Genomic DNA, 16,331 nt, shown 5'->3' with positions numbered 1-16,331 from the left:
CGGCATGAGCATCGAGACGTCGATCGCGTCCCTCGTGGAGGACGAGACCGGGCAGCCCTACCCGTACCGCCGGGTGGAGCTCGTCGAGCCGGACTGGACCCGCTTCCCGGGCTGGCGGGACGTCACCGCGGCCGAGTGGGACTCGGTGCAGTGGCAGCGGGCGCACTGCGTGAAGAACGTCAAGCAGCTGCGCGAGCTGACCGGCGACCTGCTCGACGAGCGGTTCTTCGCCGACCTCGAGCGCGACCAGACCGAGCGCGCCACGATGTCGATGCTGGTGCCGCCGCAGATGCTCAACACGATGGTGCCGTCGTTCGAGCCCGCCGGGCCCGGCTCGATGACCGAGGCGTTCTACGCGGACCCGGTCCGGCACTACATGATCCCGGTGTTCAGCGACCGCCGCACCGACTGGCCCTCGCACCCGCACGCCACCCGCGACTCGCTGCACGAGCACGACATGTGGGCGACCGAGGGTCTCACCCACCGCTACCCCACCAAGGTGCTCGCCGAGCTGCTGCCGACCTGCCCGCAGTACTGCGGCCACTGCACCCGGATGGACCTGGTCGGCAACTCGACGCCGGTGATCGACAAGCTGAAGTTCGCCGGCAAGCCGAACGACCGGATCGGCGACATGCTCGACTACCTGCGCCGTACGCCGTCGGTGCGCGACGTCGTGGTCTCCGGCGGCGACGTGGCCAACATGCCGTGGCCCCGCCTCGAGGCGTTCCTGACCTCCCTGCTGGAGATCGAGAACATCCGCGACATCCGGCTCGCGACCAAGGCGCTGATCGGCCTCCCCCAGCACTGGCTGCAGCCGGACGTCGTCGAGGGCGTGTCCCGGGTCGCCGGCCTGGCCAACTCCCGGGGCGTCTCGCTGGCCATGCACACCCACGCCAACCACGCCCAGTCGATCACGCCGATCGTGGCGAAGGCATCGGCCGCGATGCTCGACGCCGGACTGCGTGACGTGCGCAACCAGGGGGTGCTGCTCAACGGGGTGAACGCCGACCCGCACGCGCTGCTCGACCTGTGCTTCCGGCTCCTCGACGGCGCCCGGATCATGCCCTACTACTTCTACATGTGCGACCTGATCCCCTACTCGGAGCACTGGCGGGTCTCGGTCGCCGACGCGCAGCGGCTGCAGCACCACATCATGGGCTACCTGCCGGGCTTCGCGACGCCGCGCATCGTCTGCGACGTGCCCTTCGTCGGCAAGAGGTGGGTGCACCAGCTCGCGTCGTACGACACCGAGCGCGGCATCTCGTACTGGACCAAGAACTACCGCACGTCGATCGAGGCCGCCGACCCCGAGGCACTGTCGCGTACCTACGAGTACTACGACCCGATCCACACCCTCCCGGCCGCCGGCCGCGCGTGGTGGGAGGAGCACGGACGGCTCGACGAGTCCGCGCTCAAGGCCGCCGAGGCCGCCGAGGCGTCCCGTCGTACGGCGGCGCTGCAGGCCTGGTGACCTGACGACATGGCCCGTTCGGGTCATGTCGCGCCCGGGGGCGGTGATCCAGTCTGGCGAGACCACCGACCCTGGGAGTCTCCGTGCGCCGCTATCTCGCCCCCGCCGCCCTCACCCTCGCCCTCTCGTTCCTGCTGGTGACCAACCCCGTGGTCGCCGACGCGGCGCGCAGCATCACCGGCGCCGACATCAAGAACGGTTCCCTCACCGGCAAGGACGTGAAGGACCACTCGCTGAAGCGCAAGGACTTCGCCCGCGGCCAGGTGCCGGCCGGGCCGCGCGGAGCGACCGGGGACGACGGCGTCCTCGCCGTGGCATGGTCGAACTACCGCTACGGCCGCGACACTGCCTACAGCCCGGTCTCGCTGCCCGCTGACGGCAGCCTGGGTGACGTCACCACCCTGAGCTCCGGACCGGGTCAGCGCTCGGGTCGGCTCCGCCTCACCGAGCCCGCTCGCCTCATCGTCGCCGCGGACGCCTATCTGCACAATGGCAACGTGTCCGGCCGGTCGTTCAACTGTCAGGTCGACCTGCGACCGGTGGGCGGCACGGCCCGCAGCATCACCTTCCCCTCCCACGACAGCTTCGGTCAGTACGAGAACAAGACGTGGGCGCAGACGGCGAGCGAGGCGGCCACGCCCGGGACGTACGACGTCGCGCTGCGCTGCTCGACCGGTCTGGCCAACAATGGTGGACGGGTCTACTACGCCGACCTGACGGTGACGGCCGTCAGGACGTGACCGGCCGGTTCTCGTAGAAGGTCGACAACACGATGGTGGTGCGGGTCGACACGTTGGCGGCGGCCCGGATCCGGGCGAGCAGCTCCTCGAGGTGGCGCGGCGTGGCGACCCGGACCTTCAGGACGTACGACTCCTCCCCCGCGACCGACCAGCACGACTCGAGCTCGGGGATGTCGCGCAACCGCTCGGGTGAGTCGTCGGGCTGGGAGGGGTCGATCGGGCGGATCGAGATGAAGGCGGTCAGCGGCATGCCGACCTCCTCGTGGTTGATCGTGGCGCCGTAGCCCAGGATCAGCCCACGCTGCTCCAGCCGCTTGACGCGCTGGTGCACCGCCGAGGTCGACAGGCCGGTGGCCTTGCCGAGGTCGGTGAAGGACATCCGGCCGTCGGCGGCGAGGAGGTCGAGGATCTTGCGGTCGGTGGCTTCCACCTCGGACAAGTTCACGGCCGACAGGCTAATCCACGACTCGTGGCAGGATTCCCGGGTGACCAGCCCGCAGACAGGCCGCCTGATGCTCCTCGACACCGCCTCGATGTACTTCCGGGCCTACTTCGGGGTCCCCTCGATCAGCGGGCCCGACGGCACGCCGGTCAACGCCGTCCGGGGGCTGATGGACTTCATCACCCGGCTGGTCGACCAGTACGAGCCGACCGACCTGGTCTGCTGCTGGGACAACGACTGGCGTCCGCAGTGGCGCGTCGACCTGGTCCCGTCGTACAAGGGGCACCGGGTGGTCGAGGAGGTCGAGACGGCCCCCGACGTCGAGGTGGTCGAGGACGACCTCCAGGTCCAGGTCCCGATCATCCGCGAGGTGCTGGCGGCGTACGGCATCACCGTGATCGGCCACGACGGCTACGAGGCCGACGACGTGATCGGCACCCTGGCCACCGGGGCCGGGCAGCCCGTCGACATCGTGACCGGCGACCGTGACCTGTTCCAGCTCGTCGACGACGACGCCGACGTCCGCGTCCTCTACATCGCCCGCGGCGTGGGCAACCACGAGCGGGTCACCAACCAGTGGGTGGTCGACAAGTACGGCATCGACGCCCGCCAGTACGCCGACTTCGCCACCCTCCGGGGGGACGCCTCGGACGGCCTGCCCGGGGTCAAGGGGGTCGGCGAGAAGACGGCCGCCACCCTGCTGCAGCGCTTCGGCGACATGGCCGGCATCGTCGCCGCCGCCGAGGACCCGGCGTCCGACCTCGCCCCCGGGCCGCGGAGCAAGATCAAAGCCGCCGCCGACTACCTCGCGGTCGCCCCGCAGGTCGTGGCGGTGGCCCGCGAGCTCCCGCTCGACCGCTCCGAGCTAGCCCTGCCGTCGGTGCCCCGCGACCCCGCCCTCGTGCGCGAGCTCGCCGAGCGGTGGGGGCTGGAGTCGCCCGCCGAGCGCCTGACCGCGGTGCTCTCGGGCTGATCACCGGTCCCGTCCTACGGTGGAGGACATGGACAAGATCGCGATCGTCGGAGGCCACGGACAGGTGGCCAAGCACCTCCTGGTGGAGTTGCGCCGTACCGAGCACACGCCGGTGGCGCTGGTGCGTAAGGAGGAGTACCGCGACGAGCTCGAGAAGCGGGGCGCCGAAGTCCGCCTGCTCGACATCGAGCGGGCCGACGCAGCGGCCTTCGCCGCCGCCTTCGAGGGGTGCGGCGCCGTCGTCTTCGCGGCGGGTGGTGGAGCCGACGGGAACGTCGAGCGCAAGCGCACCGTCGACCTCGAGGGATCGCTGAAATCGATCGAGGGCGCCCGGCTCGCCGGCATCGACCGGTTCGTCCAGGTCTCCGCCATCGGCGTCGACCGTCCCCTCCCCGACGACACCGGCGACGTCTGGCGCGCCTACGTCGAGGCCAAGCGCGACGCCGACGCCGCCCTCCGTGACAGCGGCCTCGCCTGGACCATCCTCCGCCCGGGCCGCCTCACCGACGACCCCGCCACCGGCCAGGTCGCCCTAGGCCCCGACCTCGAGCCCGGCGACGTCACCCGCGCCGACGTGGCCGCCGTGCTCGCCGCCGTCCTCGACGAGCCGGCCTCCGTCGGGCGGCAGTGGGACCTGGTCGGTGGGTCCGCCGGGGTGCGGGACGCGATCGCGGCCGCGGTCGATTGATCGTGCTGATTGGTCACAAACGGCGGAGCCGATTCGCCCGGTGATGCTGATTGGTCACAATCAGCATCGCTGAGGAGCCCTCTCAGTCCTCAGCGAGCCCGGAGTACGCGACCACACCCCGCCGCAGCCGCCGTACGACCTCCCGCGCGGTTGCGCGGACCGGCCCGTCACCAGCGGCGTCGGCGACCTGGCCGGCGAGGTCCAGCAGCTGCTTCATCCAGCGCACGAAGTCGCCGGCGGCCAGCTCGCTGGCGCCGAGCAGGTCGTCGAGCTCGTCGCCCTCGGCCCAGCGGTAGGCGAGCCAGGCGAAGCCCAGGTCGGGCTGGCGCAGGTAGTCGAGCTTGTGGTCCTTCTCGAGCCGGTCGAGGTCGCCCCAGAGGCGCACCATCTCGGCGATCGTGTCCTTGACCGGACCGCCCGGCACCCGGGGTGAGGAGGCGTCGTCGGGGCGACGGGCCTCGAAGACCAGGACCGAGAGGACCGCGGCCAGCTCCGAGGCGTCCAGGCCCTCCCACAGCCGGAGGCGCAGGCACTCGGCGGCGACCAGGTCGAGCTCGGAGTAGAGCCGCATCAGGTGCCGGCCGCGCGGGGTGATCTCGTCGCCGTCGAGGTAGTCCAGCGCCGTCAACACGTCGCACACCCGGTCGAACTGCCGGGCGACGGTGTTGGTGCGCGACTCGACGCGGCGCTTCAGGGTCTGGGTGTCGCGGTCGAGCTTGAACCAGCGCTCGGCCCAGCGGGCGTGGTCCTCCCGGTCCGGGCAGGCGTGGCACGGGTGCGCCTTCAGCTCCGCGCGCAGCCGGGCCACCTCCTCGTCGGCGCCCGAGCGGGCCAGCGTCGAGCGCGCGTCCGGGGTACGGCGGCCCGGCGGCGGCGGTGCCAGGTCGTGCGTGCGGGAGCGCAGGGCAGAGGCGAGGTCGCGACGCATCTGTGGATTGCGTCCGTTGAAGCTCTTCGGGATCTTCAGCCGGGTCAGCGCCACGACCGGGGTCGGGAAGTCGATCATCGCCAGCCGGCGGGCCTGCCGGTCAGCGGTCACGACGTACGGCCGCGGGCCCTCCTCGGACCAGCCGGGGTCGATCACGACGGCATACCCGGCGAACTTGCCGGTCGGCACCTGGATCACGTCGCCGGGTCGGAGGTTCTTCAGCGACGCGATGGCCTCGTCGCGGCGGTCGGACTTCCGGGCGCGGTTGGCGTCCTTCTCGACGTCGGAGATCCGGCGGCGGAGGCCGGCGTACTCCATGAAGTCGCCGAGGTGGCAGGACGCCGACTCGCGGTAGCCGTCGAGCGCTTCCTCGGCCTTGCGGACCTGGCGGGCCAGCCCGACGACGGCCTTATCGGCCTGGAACTGGGCGAAGGACTGCTCGAGCAGCTGTCGCGACGTGTCCCGGCCGAACTGGTTCACCAGGTTCACGGCCATGTTGTACGACGGCCGGAACGACGACCTCAGCGGGTAGGTGCGCGTGGAGGCGAGGCCCGCCACCTCGCGCGGGTTCATCCCCGGCTGCCAGAGGACGACGCCGTGGCCCTCGGTGTCGAGTCCGCGGCGACCGGCGCGACCGGTCAGCTGGGTGTACTCCCCCGGCGTGATGTCGGCGTGCGTCTCGCCGTTCCACTTGGACAGCTTCTCGATGACCACGGTGCGGGCCGGCATGTTGATGCCGAGCGCGAGCGTCTCGGTCGCGAAGACCACCTTGCAGAGCCCACGCAGGAACATCTCCTCGACGCACTGCTTGAACGCCGGCAGCATTCCGGCGTGGTGGGCGGCGACGCCTCGGGTCAGACCGTCGAGGAAGTCGTGGTACCCGAGGACGTGGAGATCCTCCTCGGGCAGGTGACGGCACGCGGCTTCGACGTAGGCGAAGATCGTGTCCCGTTCCTCGGCGCTGGTCAGCCGGATGCCGGCGTTCAGGGCCTGGGTCACCGCCGCGTCGCAGCCGACCCGGCTGAAGATGAACACGATCGCCGGGAGCAGCCCCTCACGGTCGAGCCGTTCGACGACGTCGGCGCGACTGGGGATCCAGACCCGCCGTCCGTTGCCGACCTGCCGTGGTCCGCCGCGGCCCTTCGCCCCACGTGGGGAGCGGCGGTCCTTGAGCTTGCTGGCGGCCCAGTCGTCGCGGGCCACCTTCATCAGCTCGTTGTTGACCGGAGCGCCCTCCTTGACGAAGCCCGCGGCGGCGTCGACGTCGGAGTCCGCGAAGAGGTCGAGGAGCCGCCTGCCGACCATGACGTGCTGGTAGAGCGGCACCGGACGCCGCTCCTCCAGGATCGTGGCGGTCTCGCCGCGCACGGTGGCCAGCCACTCGCCGAACTCCTCCGCGTTCGAGACCGTCGCCGAGAGCGAGACCAGGGTGACCGACTCGGGGAGGTGGATGATCACCTCCTCCCACACCGCCCCGCGCGAACGGTCGGCGAGGTAGTGGACCTCGTCCATGATCACGAAGCCGAGACCGACCAGGGTCCGCGACCCGGCGTACAGCATGTTGCGCAGCACCTCGGTCGTCATCACCACGATCGGCGCCTCGCCGTTCACGGTGTTGTCGCCGGTCAGCAGGCCGACCTGGTCGGCGCCGTAGCGGGCGACGAGGTCCTGGTACTTCTGGTTCGAGAGCGCCTTGATCGGGGTCGTGTAGAAGGCCTTGCGCCCGCCCTGCAGCGCGAGGTGGATGGCGAACTCGCCGACGATGGTCTTGCCGGACCCGGTCGGTGCGGCGACCAGCACGCCGCGACCGTCCTCGATCTCCCGGCAGGCGCGGAGCTGGAAGTCGTCGAGCGGGAACTCGTGCAGCGCCTGGAAGTCCTTCAGGACCGGGTGGCCGCGGTTCTCGCGGTACGAGGCGTACCGCTCCGACGGGGACAGCTCGTCGGTGCTCATGTCCTCCAACCTACGCGAGCACCGTGAGGGCTCCGGGCACGCACTCCACCGTGAGCGGCAGCGGACCGAACCGCTCGCCGTCGGCGTAGGTCACGATGCCGGGGGCGGCGATGGTGACGGTGCGCGCGAGGTGGTGCTCGTACGCTGGGTGGGTGGTGTGGGTGCCGTTGAAGAGCTTGGGGTAGGTCCGGATCAGCGCGGGCTTGCTCATCGGCTTGATGATGACCACATCGAGCAGCCCGTCGTCGAGCTTCGCGCCCTCGGTGATCCGGAGCCCGCCGCCGAACGACGGCCCGTTCCCGACGGCCACGAGCATCGCCTCGGTGCGGAGCGCGACGCCGTCCAGCTCGAGGGTGTACGGCAGTGGCTCGAAGGTGCGCAGCTCGGCGACCGTGGCCAGGTTGTAGCGCATCTGACCCCGGGGCCAGGTCATCCGGTTGGCCCGCTCGTTGACGACGGCGTCGAAGCCGGCGCACAGCACCGTCGCGTAGTACGACGACCCGCTGCGGGCCAGGTCGACCGTTCGGGTGCGACCCGCGACGACCCGGCCGGCGGCGGCGACCGGGTCCTTGCGCGGCAGGTCGAAGTAGCGCGCGACGTCGTTGCCGGTGCCGGCCGGGATCACCCCGAGCGCCGTACCCGTGGTGGCGACGGCCTGGACACCCAGGTGCGCCATGCCGTCCCCGCCGACGACCACCAGCGCCTCGACGCCGTCGGCGACGGTGGCCCGGGCCAGGTCGAGTGCCTCGTCCGCGTCCCGGCCCACCAGGTCGCGGACGACGACCCCGGCCTCACGCAGGCGGGTCAGTGCGGCGACGCGGGCCCTGGCCCCCTTGCCCTTGCCGGCGGTGGGGTTGGTCAGGAGGGCGATCTCGCGGGGCACACCCGGAGGGTAGTGGCCCGGGCGCGTCGCTCAGCGACGACGCTCGGTGCCGATGCGCAGCAGCGCGGTGTAGTGGTCGGGCGAGGCCCCGACCGCCTTGGCCAGCCGGCTCAGCGCGTCCAGCACCAGGTCGGCGCTGAACCCGGAGCCCGGGACGGCCAACGTGAGCCGGCCACCGTGGCTGACGAGGTGCACCTGGCCCCGGTGCCAGGCCTGGTGGGCCCGGACCCGGGTGCCGGCGTCCGCGACCGGCTCGGGCCACGCGTCATCGACCGCGAGCAGGTCGCACGGCAGCTCGGCGCCCCCGGTCGTCAGCACACCCCGTACGTCGTGCCCGCTGCGCACCCCCGACTCGGCCGACCAGGTCACGTCGCCCACGCCCAGCCACTCGGGCAGGTCGAACGGGTCGACGTCGGCCAGGTCGGGTGTCATCAGATCGGCGAGACCTCGTCGTCGTCCCACTGGTCCGTAGTCTCCCGGCCCCGACCGCGGGCCCGGTCGACCAGTCGGGCGACGATCTCGGCGATGACGAAGAGCACCAGCATCGGGATCGCGAGCATGAGCATCGAGAACGGGTCGGTCGAGGGCGTCGCGACGGCCGCGAAGACGAAGGTGCCGATGATGATCCAAGGCCGGTACCGCCCGATCGCCTTGCCGGAGACCACCCCGGCCAGGTTGAGCATGATGACGAAGAGCGGGATCTCCATCGCGATGCCGAAGACGAGGAGCATGCGCGTGATGAAGGAGAAGAACTCCCCGAAGTCGACCAGGTTCGTCACATCGACCGGGGTGAACCCGATCAGCACCTCGATGCCCTTGGGGAGCACGTAGTAGCCGAGCGCGACCCCGGTGAAGAACAGCGGGCCGGCCACCGCGGCGAACAGCCGGGTCCACCGCTTCTCGTGCTGGTGGAGACCGGGCACGATGAAGCCCCAGATCTGCATCAGCCAGTAGGGGCTCGACACCACGATCGCCGCGACGCCGCAAAGCTTCAGCTGCAGCAGCAGGGCCGACGTGACCCCGCTGAGCACGAGCTCGCTCGGCACCTTGCCTCCGAGCTGCTCGACGGCGTCGACGTACGGACGCTTGATGAGCTCCAGCAGCTCCTCGTAGAAGAAGAGCGCGACGACGAAGGTGACGACCAGGACCAGGGTGCACCGCAGCAGCCGCGCCCGCAGCTCTCGGAGATGGTCGGAGAGGGCCATCCGGCCGTCGTCACCGACAGGGTGCTGAGGCTTGGCGCTGAAGAGCCCGAGGATGCCAGCGAACGGGAGTGAGGACGCCACGGACCGTCTCAGGTCGTGGTGTCGCCGCGGCGCTGCCGCTCGACCTCGGTGTCGAGGTCGACCTGCTGGGCCTCGATCTGACGCTGCTCAGGCGTCTTCTTGGCCGGGGAGACGTCGTCATCGTCGTCGTCCATCAGGCCCTTGGTCTCGGCCTTGAAGATACGCAGCGCCCGCCCGCTGCCCCGAGCAAGCTCCGGGAGCTTGCTGGCGCCGAACAGGAGGACCAGGACGGCCAGGATGATCAACAGCTCGGTCGTGCCGAGACCTGCGACGAAGGGGGAGATCATGATGTCCTCACAGACGATTCGGAGTCATGACCAGCGTACTCCGGGTCATGAGTAGAGCCGCAGCGTGGCCTGTGCCGCGGATGTGAACGAGCCGGTCAGGTCGTCCGGTCGGACGATCGACGCGTGCGGGGCCAACCTGAGCAGCAGCCGATCGAGCCAACGTCGATCGGCCACGAGCAGGTCGACCTCGGTGGTCCCGTCGTCCCGCGGGCGGGCGTCCTCGACCGGGTAGTACTCGACCACCCAGCGGGCGGGCGGATCGAGCAGCAGGGTCACCCGGGTGGTCTCGTCGGACCTGGCGAACAGGCCGTCCGCCAGGTCCCGCGGAGCCTCCGGCTCGGTGCGGATCGGCTCCTCCAGCACCTCCGCCCGGTGGATCCGGTCGAGCCGGAACAGCCGAGGTGCCTCGGCGCTGTGGCACCAGGCGTCGAGGTAGGTGAATCCGCTGTTTGTGACCAAACCGCGCGGATCGACCCGGCGCTCGGACTCCTCGTCGCGAGACGGCACGTAGTAGGTGAGCAGCACCTGCCGCTGCCGATCGGCGGCGTCCTGCAGCCGCGTGGCGAGCAGGGCGAGGTCGGCGTCGACCTCCGCGCCGGGATCGATGCGGGGTGCCTCGCTGCCCTCGGCTGCAGCGGTCTCCAGCTTGGCCAGGGCCCGGTCCACGACCTCCCGGGTCTCGGGGCCCGAGCCGTTGCGGAGGGCCCGGAGCGCCACGATCACCGCAGTCGCCTCCGTCGGCGTGAGGCGCAACGGGCGGGCGAGGTAGTCGGCGTTCGACACCCGGATGACGCCGTCGCCGTCAGGGTCCTGGAGTGCGTCGAGGTCGACGTCGATCAGGTCATCGGGGTAGCCGCCCGGCAGCCCGCACATCAGCAGCACCTTCAGGTCCGACAGGAGCTGGCGGGGAGTGACACCGAGGTCGCGTGCCGCATCCTGCAGGGGTACGGCGCCCCGGGCGTTGAGGTAGGGCACCAGGGTCAGCAGCCGGCCGACCTGGTCCTTCGCTCCCTGGGACGCGCTCACGAGGCGACCCGCTCGAGCGCGCTCCGCAGCCGGGACACCACGGTCTCGCGCAGCTCGGGAGGGCCCTCGACGTAGACGTCGGCGCCGTACCCCAGAACCTCGTCGGCGAGGCCCAGCCGGCTGCGGGTCACCACGACCCGGTCCCAGCCGGTGCGCTCGTCCGGCCCCGGGACCCCCGCCTCGACGCTGTCCGCGCCGCGCCGCAGGGTCAGCCCCGCCCCGGTGCGCACCAGAAGGGTCGCTCGCTCGATCGTGGGCGCGGGCGCCAGCCGTCGGGCGACCTCACGGACGTCGGTGCCGGGCGGAACGTCGTACGAGCCGGGCTCGCCTGCGCGGCGAGCATCCCCCTGGACCCGCGAGAGACGGAAGACCCGCTCGGCGCCGCGGTCGGTGTCGAAGCCGACGACGTACCAGCGGCCGGCGTACCGGGCGACGCCCCACGGTTGGAGGTGGCGGGTGGTACCGGTCTCCTGGCCGGGGCGGGCGTACTCGAAGTCGACGGGTACGCGCTCCTGGGTCGCCTCCCAGAACACGTCGAAGGACGGCTCGTCGGCGCTCAGCCGCGGTTCGACGATGTCGAGCGCGCTGGTGTCGACATCGACCCCGAGAGCAGTGAGCTTGCGGACCGCCTCGGTCGTGGCCTCCGCAAGCTTCGCGTGCTGCCAGACCCGTGTGGCCAGCCCGATCACGGCCGCCTCGTCGGCCAGGAGGTCGATCGCCGGGAGGGCGAACTGGTCCGCGCTGATCCGGTAGCCCGGCTCGTCGTCGAAGTAGGCGTCCATGTGGCCCACCTCGATCGGGACGCCCAGGCTGCGCAGCTCCTCCTTGTCGCGCTCGAACATCTTCTCGAAGGCCTCGTCCGAGGAGCCCGGGTAGAGGATCGAGCGGATGCGGTCCTTGGCCACGAAGTGCCGCTGGACGAGCAACATGATCAGCAGGTTGAGCAGGCGCTCGCTCTTGCGGACCGTCACGGGAAGGAGGTCACTCGGCCGAGATGATGTCGACGACGAAGTAGAGGGTGCTGTTCGCCGGGATGTTCTCCTGCTCCTGCGCGCCGTACCCGAGGTCCGGCGGGATCTGCAGCAGCACCCGGGTCCCGACCTTCAGACCCGACAGGCCGTAGGTCCACCCCTTGACGACCTGCTGCAGGGAGAACGGCACCGGCTCCTTCGAGTAGCTCTCATCGAAGGGCTTCTTGGCGCCGTAGACCTGGCCGAGGTAGTTGGCCGTGACCGTCATGTCCTCGGTGACGACCGCGCCGTCACCCTGCTTGACGATCGCACGGAGCAGCTCGCCGTCGGCGGCCGGCTTCTTCAGGTCACCGAACCGCAGGCGGGTGACCTTGCCATCCTTCTCCACGACCGACGGCAGCTCCGACTGCTTGACCCGCTTCGGCTTCACCGGCTCCGGGTCGGGCATCAGGTCGGCGATCAGCAGGACCGTGTCACCGTCTCCAATGCCGAGCGCGACCTGGCCCTCCGGCCCGAACGCCTTCTCGGCCGAACCGACCACCGCGACCCGCGAGCCCTTGGTCTGGCCCTCGAGCGCCTTCAGGAAGATCGGCGCCACCTGGTCCTTCGCGACCGTGATCTCCTGCGCGCCGCCGCCCTCGTCGCCGTACGTCGTGTAGACCTCAGCCTTGCTGAAGCCGTTGCCGACCCACAGGTTCGTCGACACCGAGTCGCCCTCGGCAACCGGCTCACCCTCCCCCTTGACGAGGGTCTCGACCTCCAGCTTGTCGGCCTCCATCTGACCCTTCCAGGTCACCTCGGGCACCACACCCTGCTCTCCCGAGATCTCGACCGCGTCGAAGCCCGAGGGGCCCTCGATGTCGGTGGGGCGCACTCCGTCGTCGCTGCCGCAAGCGGCAAGACCGAGGAAGAGCACGGGGAGCAGGGCGGCCAGTGGCCGATGCAGGCGAGAGAGCACGAGTCCAACCTTCGGGCGTGAGCGTGACGTTGCGCGCCAAACCTTAACGGGCCTGCCTGAGAAGTTGCTCAGTGCATCCCCAGGTGGTCACCGGTCGGTGCTGATTGGTCACAAACGGCAAAGTCGACGACCTTTGCGACGCTGATTGGTCACAAACGGCGCGGACTGACTCACATCCCATCGATGAGCCGCTGGACCCGCTCGTCATGGGCTCGGAACGGGTCCTTGCAGAGCACGGTGCGCTGAGCCTGGTCGTTAAGCTTCAGGTGGACCCAGTCGACGGTGAAGTCACGGCGGCGTTCCTGGGCCTTGCGGATGAACTCACCGCGAAGGCGCGCGCGGGTGGTCTGGGGGGGCACCGACTTGGCCTCGAAGATCTTGAGGTCGGTGGTCACGCGGGCGACCCGGCCGCGCTTCTCGAGCAGGTAGTAGAGGCCCCGGCCTCGGTGGATGTCGTGGTAGGCGAGGTCGAGCTGCGCGATCCGGGCATGTCCGAGAGGCAATCCATGCTTCGCCCGGTACGCCTCGATCAGCTTCCACTTGATGACCCAGTCGATCTCGGTGTCCACCAGCCCGAGATCATCGGACTCGACGGCCTTCAGCCCGCGCTCCCAGAGATCCAGTGCCGCCTCGATGGTGGGAGTGCTGATTCCGCGGCGGTCGACGAAGTCGCGTGCCTTCGAGAGGTACTCCTGCTGGATGTCGAGCGTGCTCGCCTCGCGACCGTTGGCGAGGCGCACCTTGCGGCGACCCGTCACGTCGTGCGAGATCTCGCGGATCGCCCGGATCGGGTTCTCCATCGTGAGGTCGCGCATGACCACGCCCTCCTCGATCATCCGCAGGACCAGGTCGCAGCTCGCGACCTTCAGCATCGTCGTCGTCTCACTCATGTTCGAGTCGCCGACGATGACGTGCAGACGGCGGTACTTCTCTGCGTCCGCATGCGGCTCGTCGCGGGTGTTGATGATCGGCCGGCTGCGCGTGGTCGCGCTGCTGACGCCCTCCCAGATGTGCTCGGCGCGCTGAGAGACCGAGTACGACGCACCACGCGGGGTCTGCGTGATCTTGCCGGCGCCCACGATGATCTGACGGGTCACGAGGAACGGGATCAGGATGTCAGCGAGGCGGCTGAACTCGCCGGCCCGTCCAACCAGATAGTTCTCGTGGCACCCGTACGAGTTGCCGGCCGAGTCGGTGTTGTTCTTGAACAGGTAGATCTCACCCGCGATGCCCTCGTCGTGCAGACGTTGCTCGGCGTCAAGCAGGAGCCCCTCCAGAACCCGCTCACCCGCCTTGTCGTGGGTGACGAGCTCAGTGATGTCGTCGCACTCAGGCGTCGCGTACTCGGGGTGGCTGCCGACGTCGAGGTAGAGCCGCGCGCCGTTGCGTAGGAACACGTTGCTGCTGCGCCCCCAGCTGACCACCTTGCGGAAGAGATACCGGGCGACCTCGTCAGGACTCAGGCGGCGCTGGCCCTTGAACGTGCACGTGACGCCGTACTCGTTCTCGATCCCGAAGATCCGACGGTCCATAAGTGCACACTACGGCGCAGGTGGTCGGTTCGGGCGGCGAAACCGTCTCGGGTTGCCGAGTGCGCTTGATCGGTGCTGATTGGTCACAATCAGCACCGCGGGCAGACTCGCTTGATCTTCAGGTCAGACCCACTGGACAACGCCCATCGCGCGACGCCATCGATTGACGATCCGTCTGCGGCCCACCTCGTCGTACAGCGACTCTCGCACGAGGGTGCGCCAGCGCCTGATACGGGACTCGACGTGGTGCCGGCCGAGAGCACGGTCCATCTCGTGCATCACGACTACGGGGTGGTTGAGCAGGTCATCCAGGCTGAATCCCTTGCGTCGGTACGGCGTGTCGCTCCACCCGCGCTCTCGGCGCAGATCCTTGCGGTGCTCCTTCTTATCGCGGTGCACTCCCCCGTCGTACTCATGGACGTAATTGGTCCCCGTGACGAGGAAGTCACCGCGTCCTATCAAGTTCCCGCTGTCGTCGAAGAGTTCGACTTGTGGTTCGACCGGGATGTCCATGGCCGCGTGGAAGACCCCGAGAACACTCTCCATTGCGGATTCGCGCTTGGCGTGCGACAGCTCGTAGGCGGCTGCGAGGACCCGCACCCCGGGACGCCCGGACTTCAGGATGACCGCGAGTCGCCTGAGATCGACGTCGTCCTTCCGGAGGGCCGAGTCGATCAGGATGACCAGATCGAGCACGCCCAGGTCGCGTGCGACCCGGAGTAGGACCTCCTCCGGGTCCTCCACTGGGAAGCCTTGCCGCACGTTTTTGCCAGGTTCGCGGGTGAGTCGCGAGCAGATCAGGCCCTCGCGTCGTGGCCGTCGATCATGGACGTTGACCGCAACCCAGACAGGAATCTGCTCCGGCAGCTTTGGTTGATCCCATCCGTACAGCCTGACCGCCGTCAGGTGTGTGAAGACGGCAGACTCCGGCAGGACCTGCAGCCAGGCATGCAGCTCCCGGTGCCAACGGTGGACCGGGTCGTCGTCCTCCGAGTCAGGCAGGAACAGGCCGTGCGAGACCCGGTCGTGGCCGCGGGCACGCACGTTCCCGCGGATCGGCGTCTCGCCGTCGCGGGGTTCGAACGCCTTGGTGGCCTCTGACATGTGAGCCAGCGTCCGCAACGACTCCGACATCGTGGCAGCGCACTCGAGCTCGCCTGTGGAGATGTGTGCCGGACGCTTGCTTGTGGAACCTTTGTGGCCAGCCGCGCTGCTGGCCGATGCGCTGATTGGTCACAATCATCACCTCGTGCTCACAAGGTGTTGACGATTGTGACCAATCAGCATCGGCGGCTCACCCGCTCAGAGCGGGCGCCCACCGTCCGAGCCGGCGTCCGGCGGAGCGACAGGCGGCTCACCCGTGACGGGGTCCTCCAGCGGTGCGATGTGACCGCTGGTCTGGTCGGTGGGGTCGGCGGGGTTGTCGACGCGGACGCCCGAGGAGGCGGCGCCGGGGTCGGTGTCGCCCGGAGCGGGGGGCGAGGCGACCTCGGGTCCCCGACCGCCGAGGAGGGTCTCCAGGCGGCTGGGCATCAGGCGCAGGAACTTGCGAGGCCGGGTGCGGGTCCGGTCGAGCACGGCGACCTCGAGGTCGCGGACAGGGATCACCCGGTCCTCGGCGTCGGTGTGGCCGAGCGCGCCGACGGCGAGCCGCAGGGCACCCTCCAAGGAGGCGCCGGCGGCGTACCGCTCCTTCAGGTAGGCCGACACGGAGTCCGCGGCGCCGCCCATCACGGCGTACTGGTGCACGTCGGCGACCTGGCCGTCGTACGTCAGGCGGAAGATCTGGTCCTCCTCCGGGGCGTCACCGATTTCGCCGACGAAGATCTCGACCTCGTAGGGCTTCTCACCGCCGCTGGAGAAGATCGTGCCGAGCGTCTGGGCGTAGGCGTTGGCGAGCCCGCGGCCGGTGACGTCGCGGCGGTCGTAGGCGTAGCCGCGCATGTCGGCGAGGCGTACGCCGGCGATCCGCAGGTTCTCGAACTCGTTGTAGCGGCCGACCGCGGCGAAGGCGATCCGGTCGTAGATCTCGGAGACCTTGTGCAGCGCCTGCGACGGGTTCTCGGAGGCGAACAGGATGCCGTCGGCGTACTGGACGGCAACGACCGAACGACCGCGCGCGATGCCCTTGCGGGCGAAGTCGGCCCGGTCCTTCATCAGCTGCTCGGGCGAGACGTAGAACGGCATGCTCAT

The 16,331-nt window shown here is 69.9% G+C and carries 16 protein-coding genes; 4 read left to right on the top strand and 12 right to left on the bottom strand.

Annotated elements, in window-relative coordinates; genetic code table 11:
• Window positions 1–4 precede the first annotated feature (4 nt).
• Window positions 5–1,471 carry a KamA family radical SAM protein gene (locus tag BLT76_RS13200; protein ID WP_090856515.1) on the top strand — a complete coding sequence of 489 codons (1,467 nt, stop codon included), beginning with the start codon at window positions 5–7 and terminating at the stop codon, window positions 1,469–1,471.
• An 83-nt stretch (window positions 1,472–1,554) separates the two neighbouring features.
• A complete protein-coding gene (locus tag BLT76_RS13195; protein WP_090856512.1) occupies window positions 1,555–2,211 on the top strand; it encodes a hypothetical protein in 657 nt (218 codons plus the stop codon).
• Here BLT76_RS13195 and BLT76_RS13190 read toward each other — a convergent pair.
• Window positions 2,201–2,656 (bottom strand): Lrp/AsnC family transcriptional regulator, encoded by a 456-nt coding sequence (locus tag BLT76_RS13190; protein WP_280139642.1) that lies wholly within the window; start codon window positions 2,654–2,656, stop codon window positions 2,201–2,203. The two genes, BLT76_RS13195 and BLT76_RS13190, sit on opposite strands and share 11 nt — an antisense overlap.
• Window positions 2,657–2,696: 40 nt before the next feature.
• Between BLT76_RS13190 and BLT76_RS13185 the strand changes: the two genes are divergently transcribed.
• Entirely contained in the window at window positions 2,697–3,626 is a 930-nt protein-coding gene (locus BLT76_RS13185) for a 5'-3' exonuclease (RefSeq protein WP_308632300.1), read from the top strand.
• 28 nt (window positions 3,627–3,654) lie between these two features.
• Window positions 3,655–4,314, top strand: a complete 660-nt coding sequence (locus tag BLT76_RS13180; protein WP_090856507.1) for an NAD(P)H-binding protein — start codon at window positions 3,655–3,657, stop codon at window positions 4,312–4,314.
• Between the two features lie 82 nt (window positions 4,315–4,396).
• Here the strand turns inward: BLT76_RS13180 and BLT76_RS13175 are convergent, their stop codons facing one another.
• From BLT76_RS13175 to prcA, 11 genes are all read right to left on the bottom strand, one after another.
• Window positions 4,397–7,195 (bottom strand): DEAD/DEAH box helicase, encoded by a 2,799-nt coding sequence (locus BLT76_RS13175; protein ID WP_090856504.1) that lies wholly within the window; start codon window positions 7,193–7,195, stop codon window positions 4,397–4,399.
• Window positions 7,196–7,205: 10 nt separating this feature from the next.
• On the bottom strand, window positions 7,206–8,078 hold the full coding sequence (locus BLT76_RS13170) for a diacylglycerol kinase (RefSeq protein WP_090856501.1): 873 nt from the start codon (window positions 8,076–8,078) through the stop codon (window positions 7,206–7,208).
• A 30-nt stretch (window positions 8,079–8,108) separates the two neighbouring features.
• Window positions 8,109–8,510: a hypothetical protein gene (locus BLT76_RS13165; RefSeq protein ID WP_090856498.1), complete on the bottom strand. Its 402-nt coding sequence runs from the start codon at window positions 8,508–8,510 to the stop codon at window positions 8,109–8,111.
• Window positions 8,510–9,283 carry a twin-arginine translocase subunit TatC gene (tatC, locus tag BLT76_RS13160; protein ID WP_090856495.1) on the bottom strand — a complete coding sequence of 258 codons (774 nt, stop codon included), beginning with the start codon at window positions 9,281–9,283 and terminating at the stop codon, window positions 8,510–8,512. The genes BLT76_RS13165 and tatC overlap by 1 nt, the downstream gene beginning before the upstream one ends.
• Window positions 9,284–9,372: 89 nt before the next feature.
• A complete protein-coding gene (tatA, locus tag BLT76_RS13155) occupies window positions 9,373–9,651 on the bottom strand; it encodes a Sec-independent protein translocase subunit TatA (protein ID WP_090856492.1) in 279 nt (92 codons plus the stop codon).
• A 45-nt stretch (window positions 9,652–9,696) separates the two neighbouring features.
• Window positions 9,697–10,677 (bottom strand): helix-turn-helix transcriptional regulator, encoded by a 981-nt coding sequence (locus BLT76_RS13150; RefSeq protein WP_090856489.1) that lies wholly within the window; start codon window positions 10,675–10,677, stop codon window positions 9,697–9,699.
• A complete protein-coding gene (locus BLT76_RS13145; protein WP_090856487.1) occupies window positions 10,674–11,648 on the bottom strand; it encodes a helix-turn-helix transcriptional regulator in 975 nt (324 codons plus the stop codon). Before BLT76_RS13145 ends, BLT76_RS13150 begins: the two co-directional genes overlap by 4 nt.
• A 10-nt stretch (window positions 11,649–11,658) precedes the next feature.
• Complete coding sequence (locus BLT76_RS13140) at window positions 11,659–12,606, bottom strand: FKBP-type peptidyl-prolyl cis-trans isomerase (RefSeq protein WP_211752919.1); 948 nt, start codon at window positions 12,604–12,606, stop codon at window positions 11,659–11,661.
• Between the two features lie 170 nt (window positions 12,607–12,776).
• Window positions 12,777–14,138 carry a Pup--protein ligase gene (gene pafA, locus BLT76_RS13135; RefSeq protein ID WP_090856484.1) on the bottom strand — a complete coding sequence of 454 codons (1,362 nt, stop codon included), beginning with the start codon at window positions 14,136–14,138 and terminating at the stop codon, window positions 12,777–12,779.
• 123 nt (window positions 14,139–14,261) lie between these two features.
• Window positions 14,262–15,242, bottom strand: a complete 981-nt coding sequence (locus BLT76_RS13130) for a hypothetical protein (protein ID WP_139175519.1) — start codon at window positions 15,240–15,242, stop codon at window positions 14,262–14,264.
• 198 nt (window positions 15,243–15,440) lie between these two features.
• Window positions 15,441–16,331 (bottom strand): proteasome subunit alpha, encoded by an 891-nt coding sequence (gene prcA / locus BLT76_RS13125; RefSeq protein WP_090856477.1) that lies wholly within the window; start codon window positions 16,329–16,331, stop codon window positions 15,441–15,443.

The sequence above is a fragment of the Nocardioides lianchengensis genome, from assembly GCF_900101465.1.
Lineage (GTDB): Bacteria > Actinomycetota > Actinomycetes > Propionibacteriales > Nocardioidaceae > Nocardioides > Nocardioides lianchengensis.
The sequence above is the reverse complement of the archived record's forward strand: the minus strand, read 5'-3'. Positions and strand labels throughout refer to the sequence as shown.

What these genes read in the sequence shown, in the direction of transcription:
- BLT76_RS13200 (WP_090856515.1), top strand. Translation starts at nt 5, where the DNA reads ATGAGCATCGAGACGTCGATCGCGTCCCTCGTGGAGGACGAGACCGGG.
- BLT76_RS13180 (WP_090856507.1), top strand. Translation starts at nt 3,655, where the DNA reads ATGGACAAGATCGCGATCGTCGGAGGCCACGGACAGGTGGCCAAGCAC.
- BLT76_RS13175 (WP_090856504.1), bottom strand. Translation starts at nt 7,195, where the DNA reads ATGAGCACCGACGAGCTGTCCCCGTCGGAGCGGTACGCCTCGTACCGC.
- BLT76_RS13165 (WP_090856498.1), bottom strand. Translation starts at nt 8,510, where the DNA reads ATGACACCCGACCTGGCCGACGTCGACCCGTTCGACCTGCCCGAGTGG.
- tatC (WP_090856495.1), bottom strand. Translation starts at nt 9,283, where the DNA reads ATGGCCCTCTCCGACCATCTCCGAGAGCTGCGGGCGCGGCTGCTGCGG.
- tatA (WP_090856492.1), bottom strand. Translation starts at nt 9,651, where the DNA reads ATGATCTCCCCCTTCGTCGCAGGTCTCGGCACGACCGAGCTGTTGATC.
- pafA (WP_090856484.1), bottom strand. Translation starts at nt 14,138, where the DNA reads ATGGACCGTCGGATCTTCGGGATCGAGAACGAGTACGGCGTCACGTGC.
- BLT76_RS13130 (WP_139175519.1), bottom strand. Translation starts at nt 15,242, where the DNA reads ATGTCAGAGGCCACCAAGGCGTTCGAACCCCGCGACGGCGAGACGCCG.
- prcA (WP_090856477.1), bottom strand. Translation starts at nt 16,331, where the DNA reads ATGAGCATGCCGTTCTACGTCTCGCCCGAGCAGCTGATGAAGGACCGG.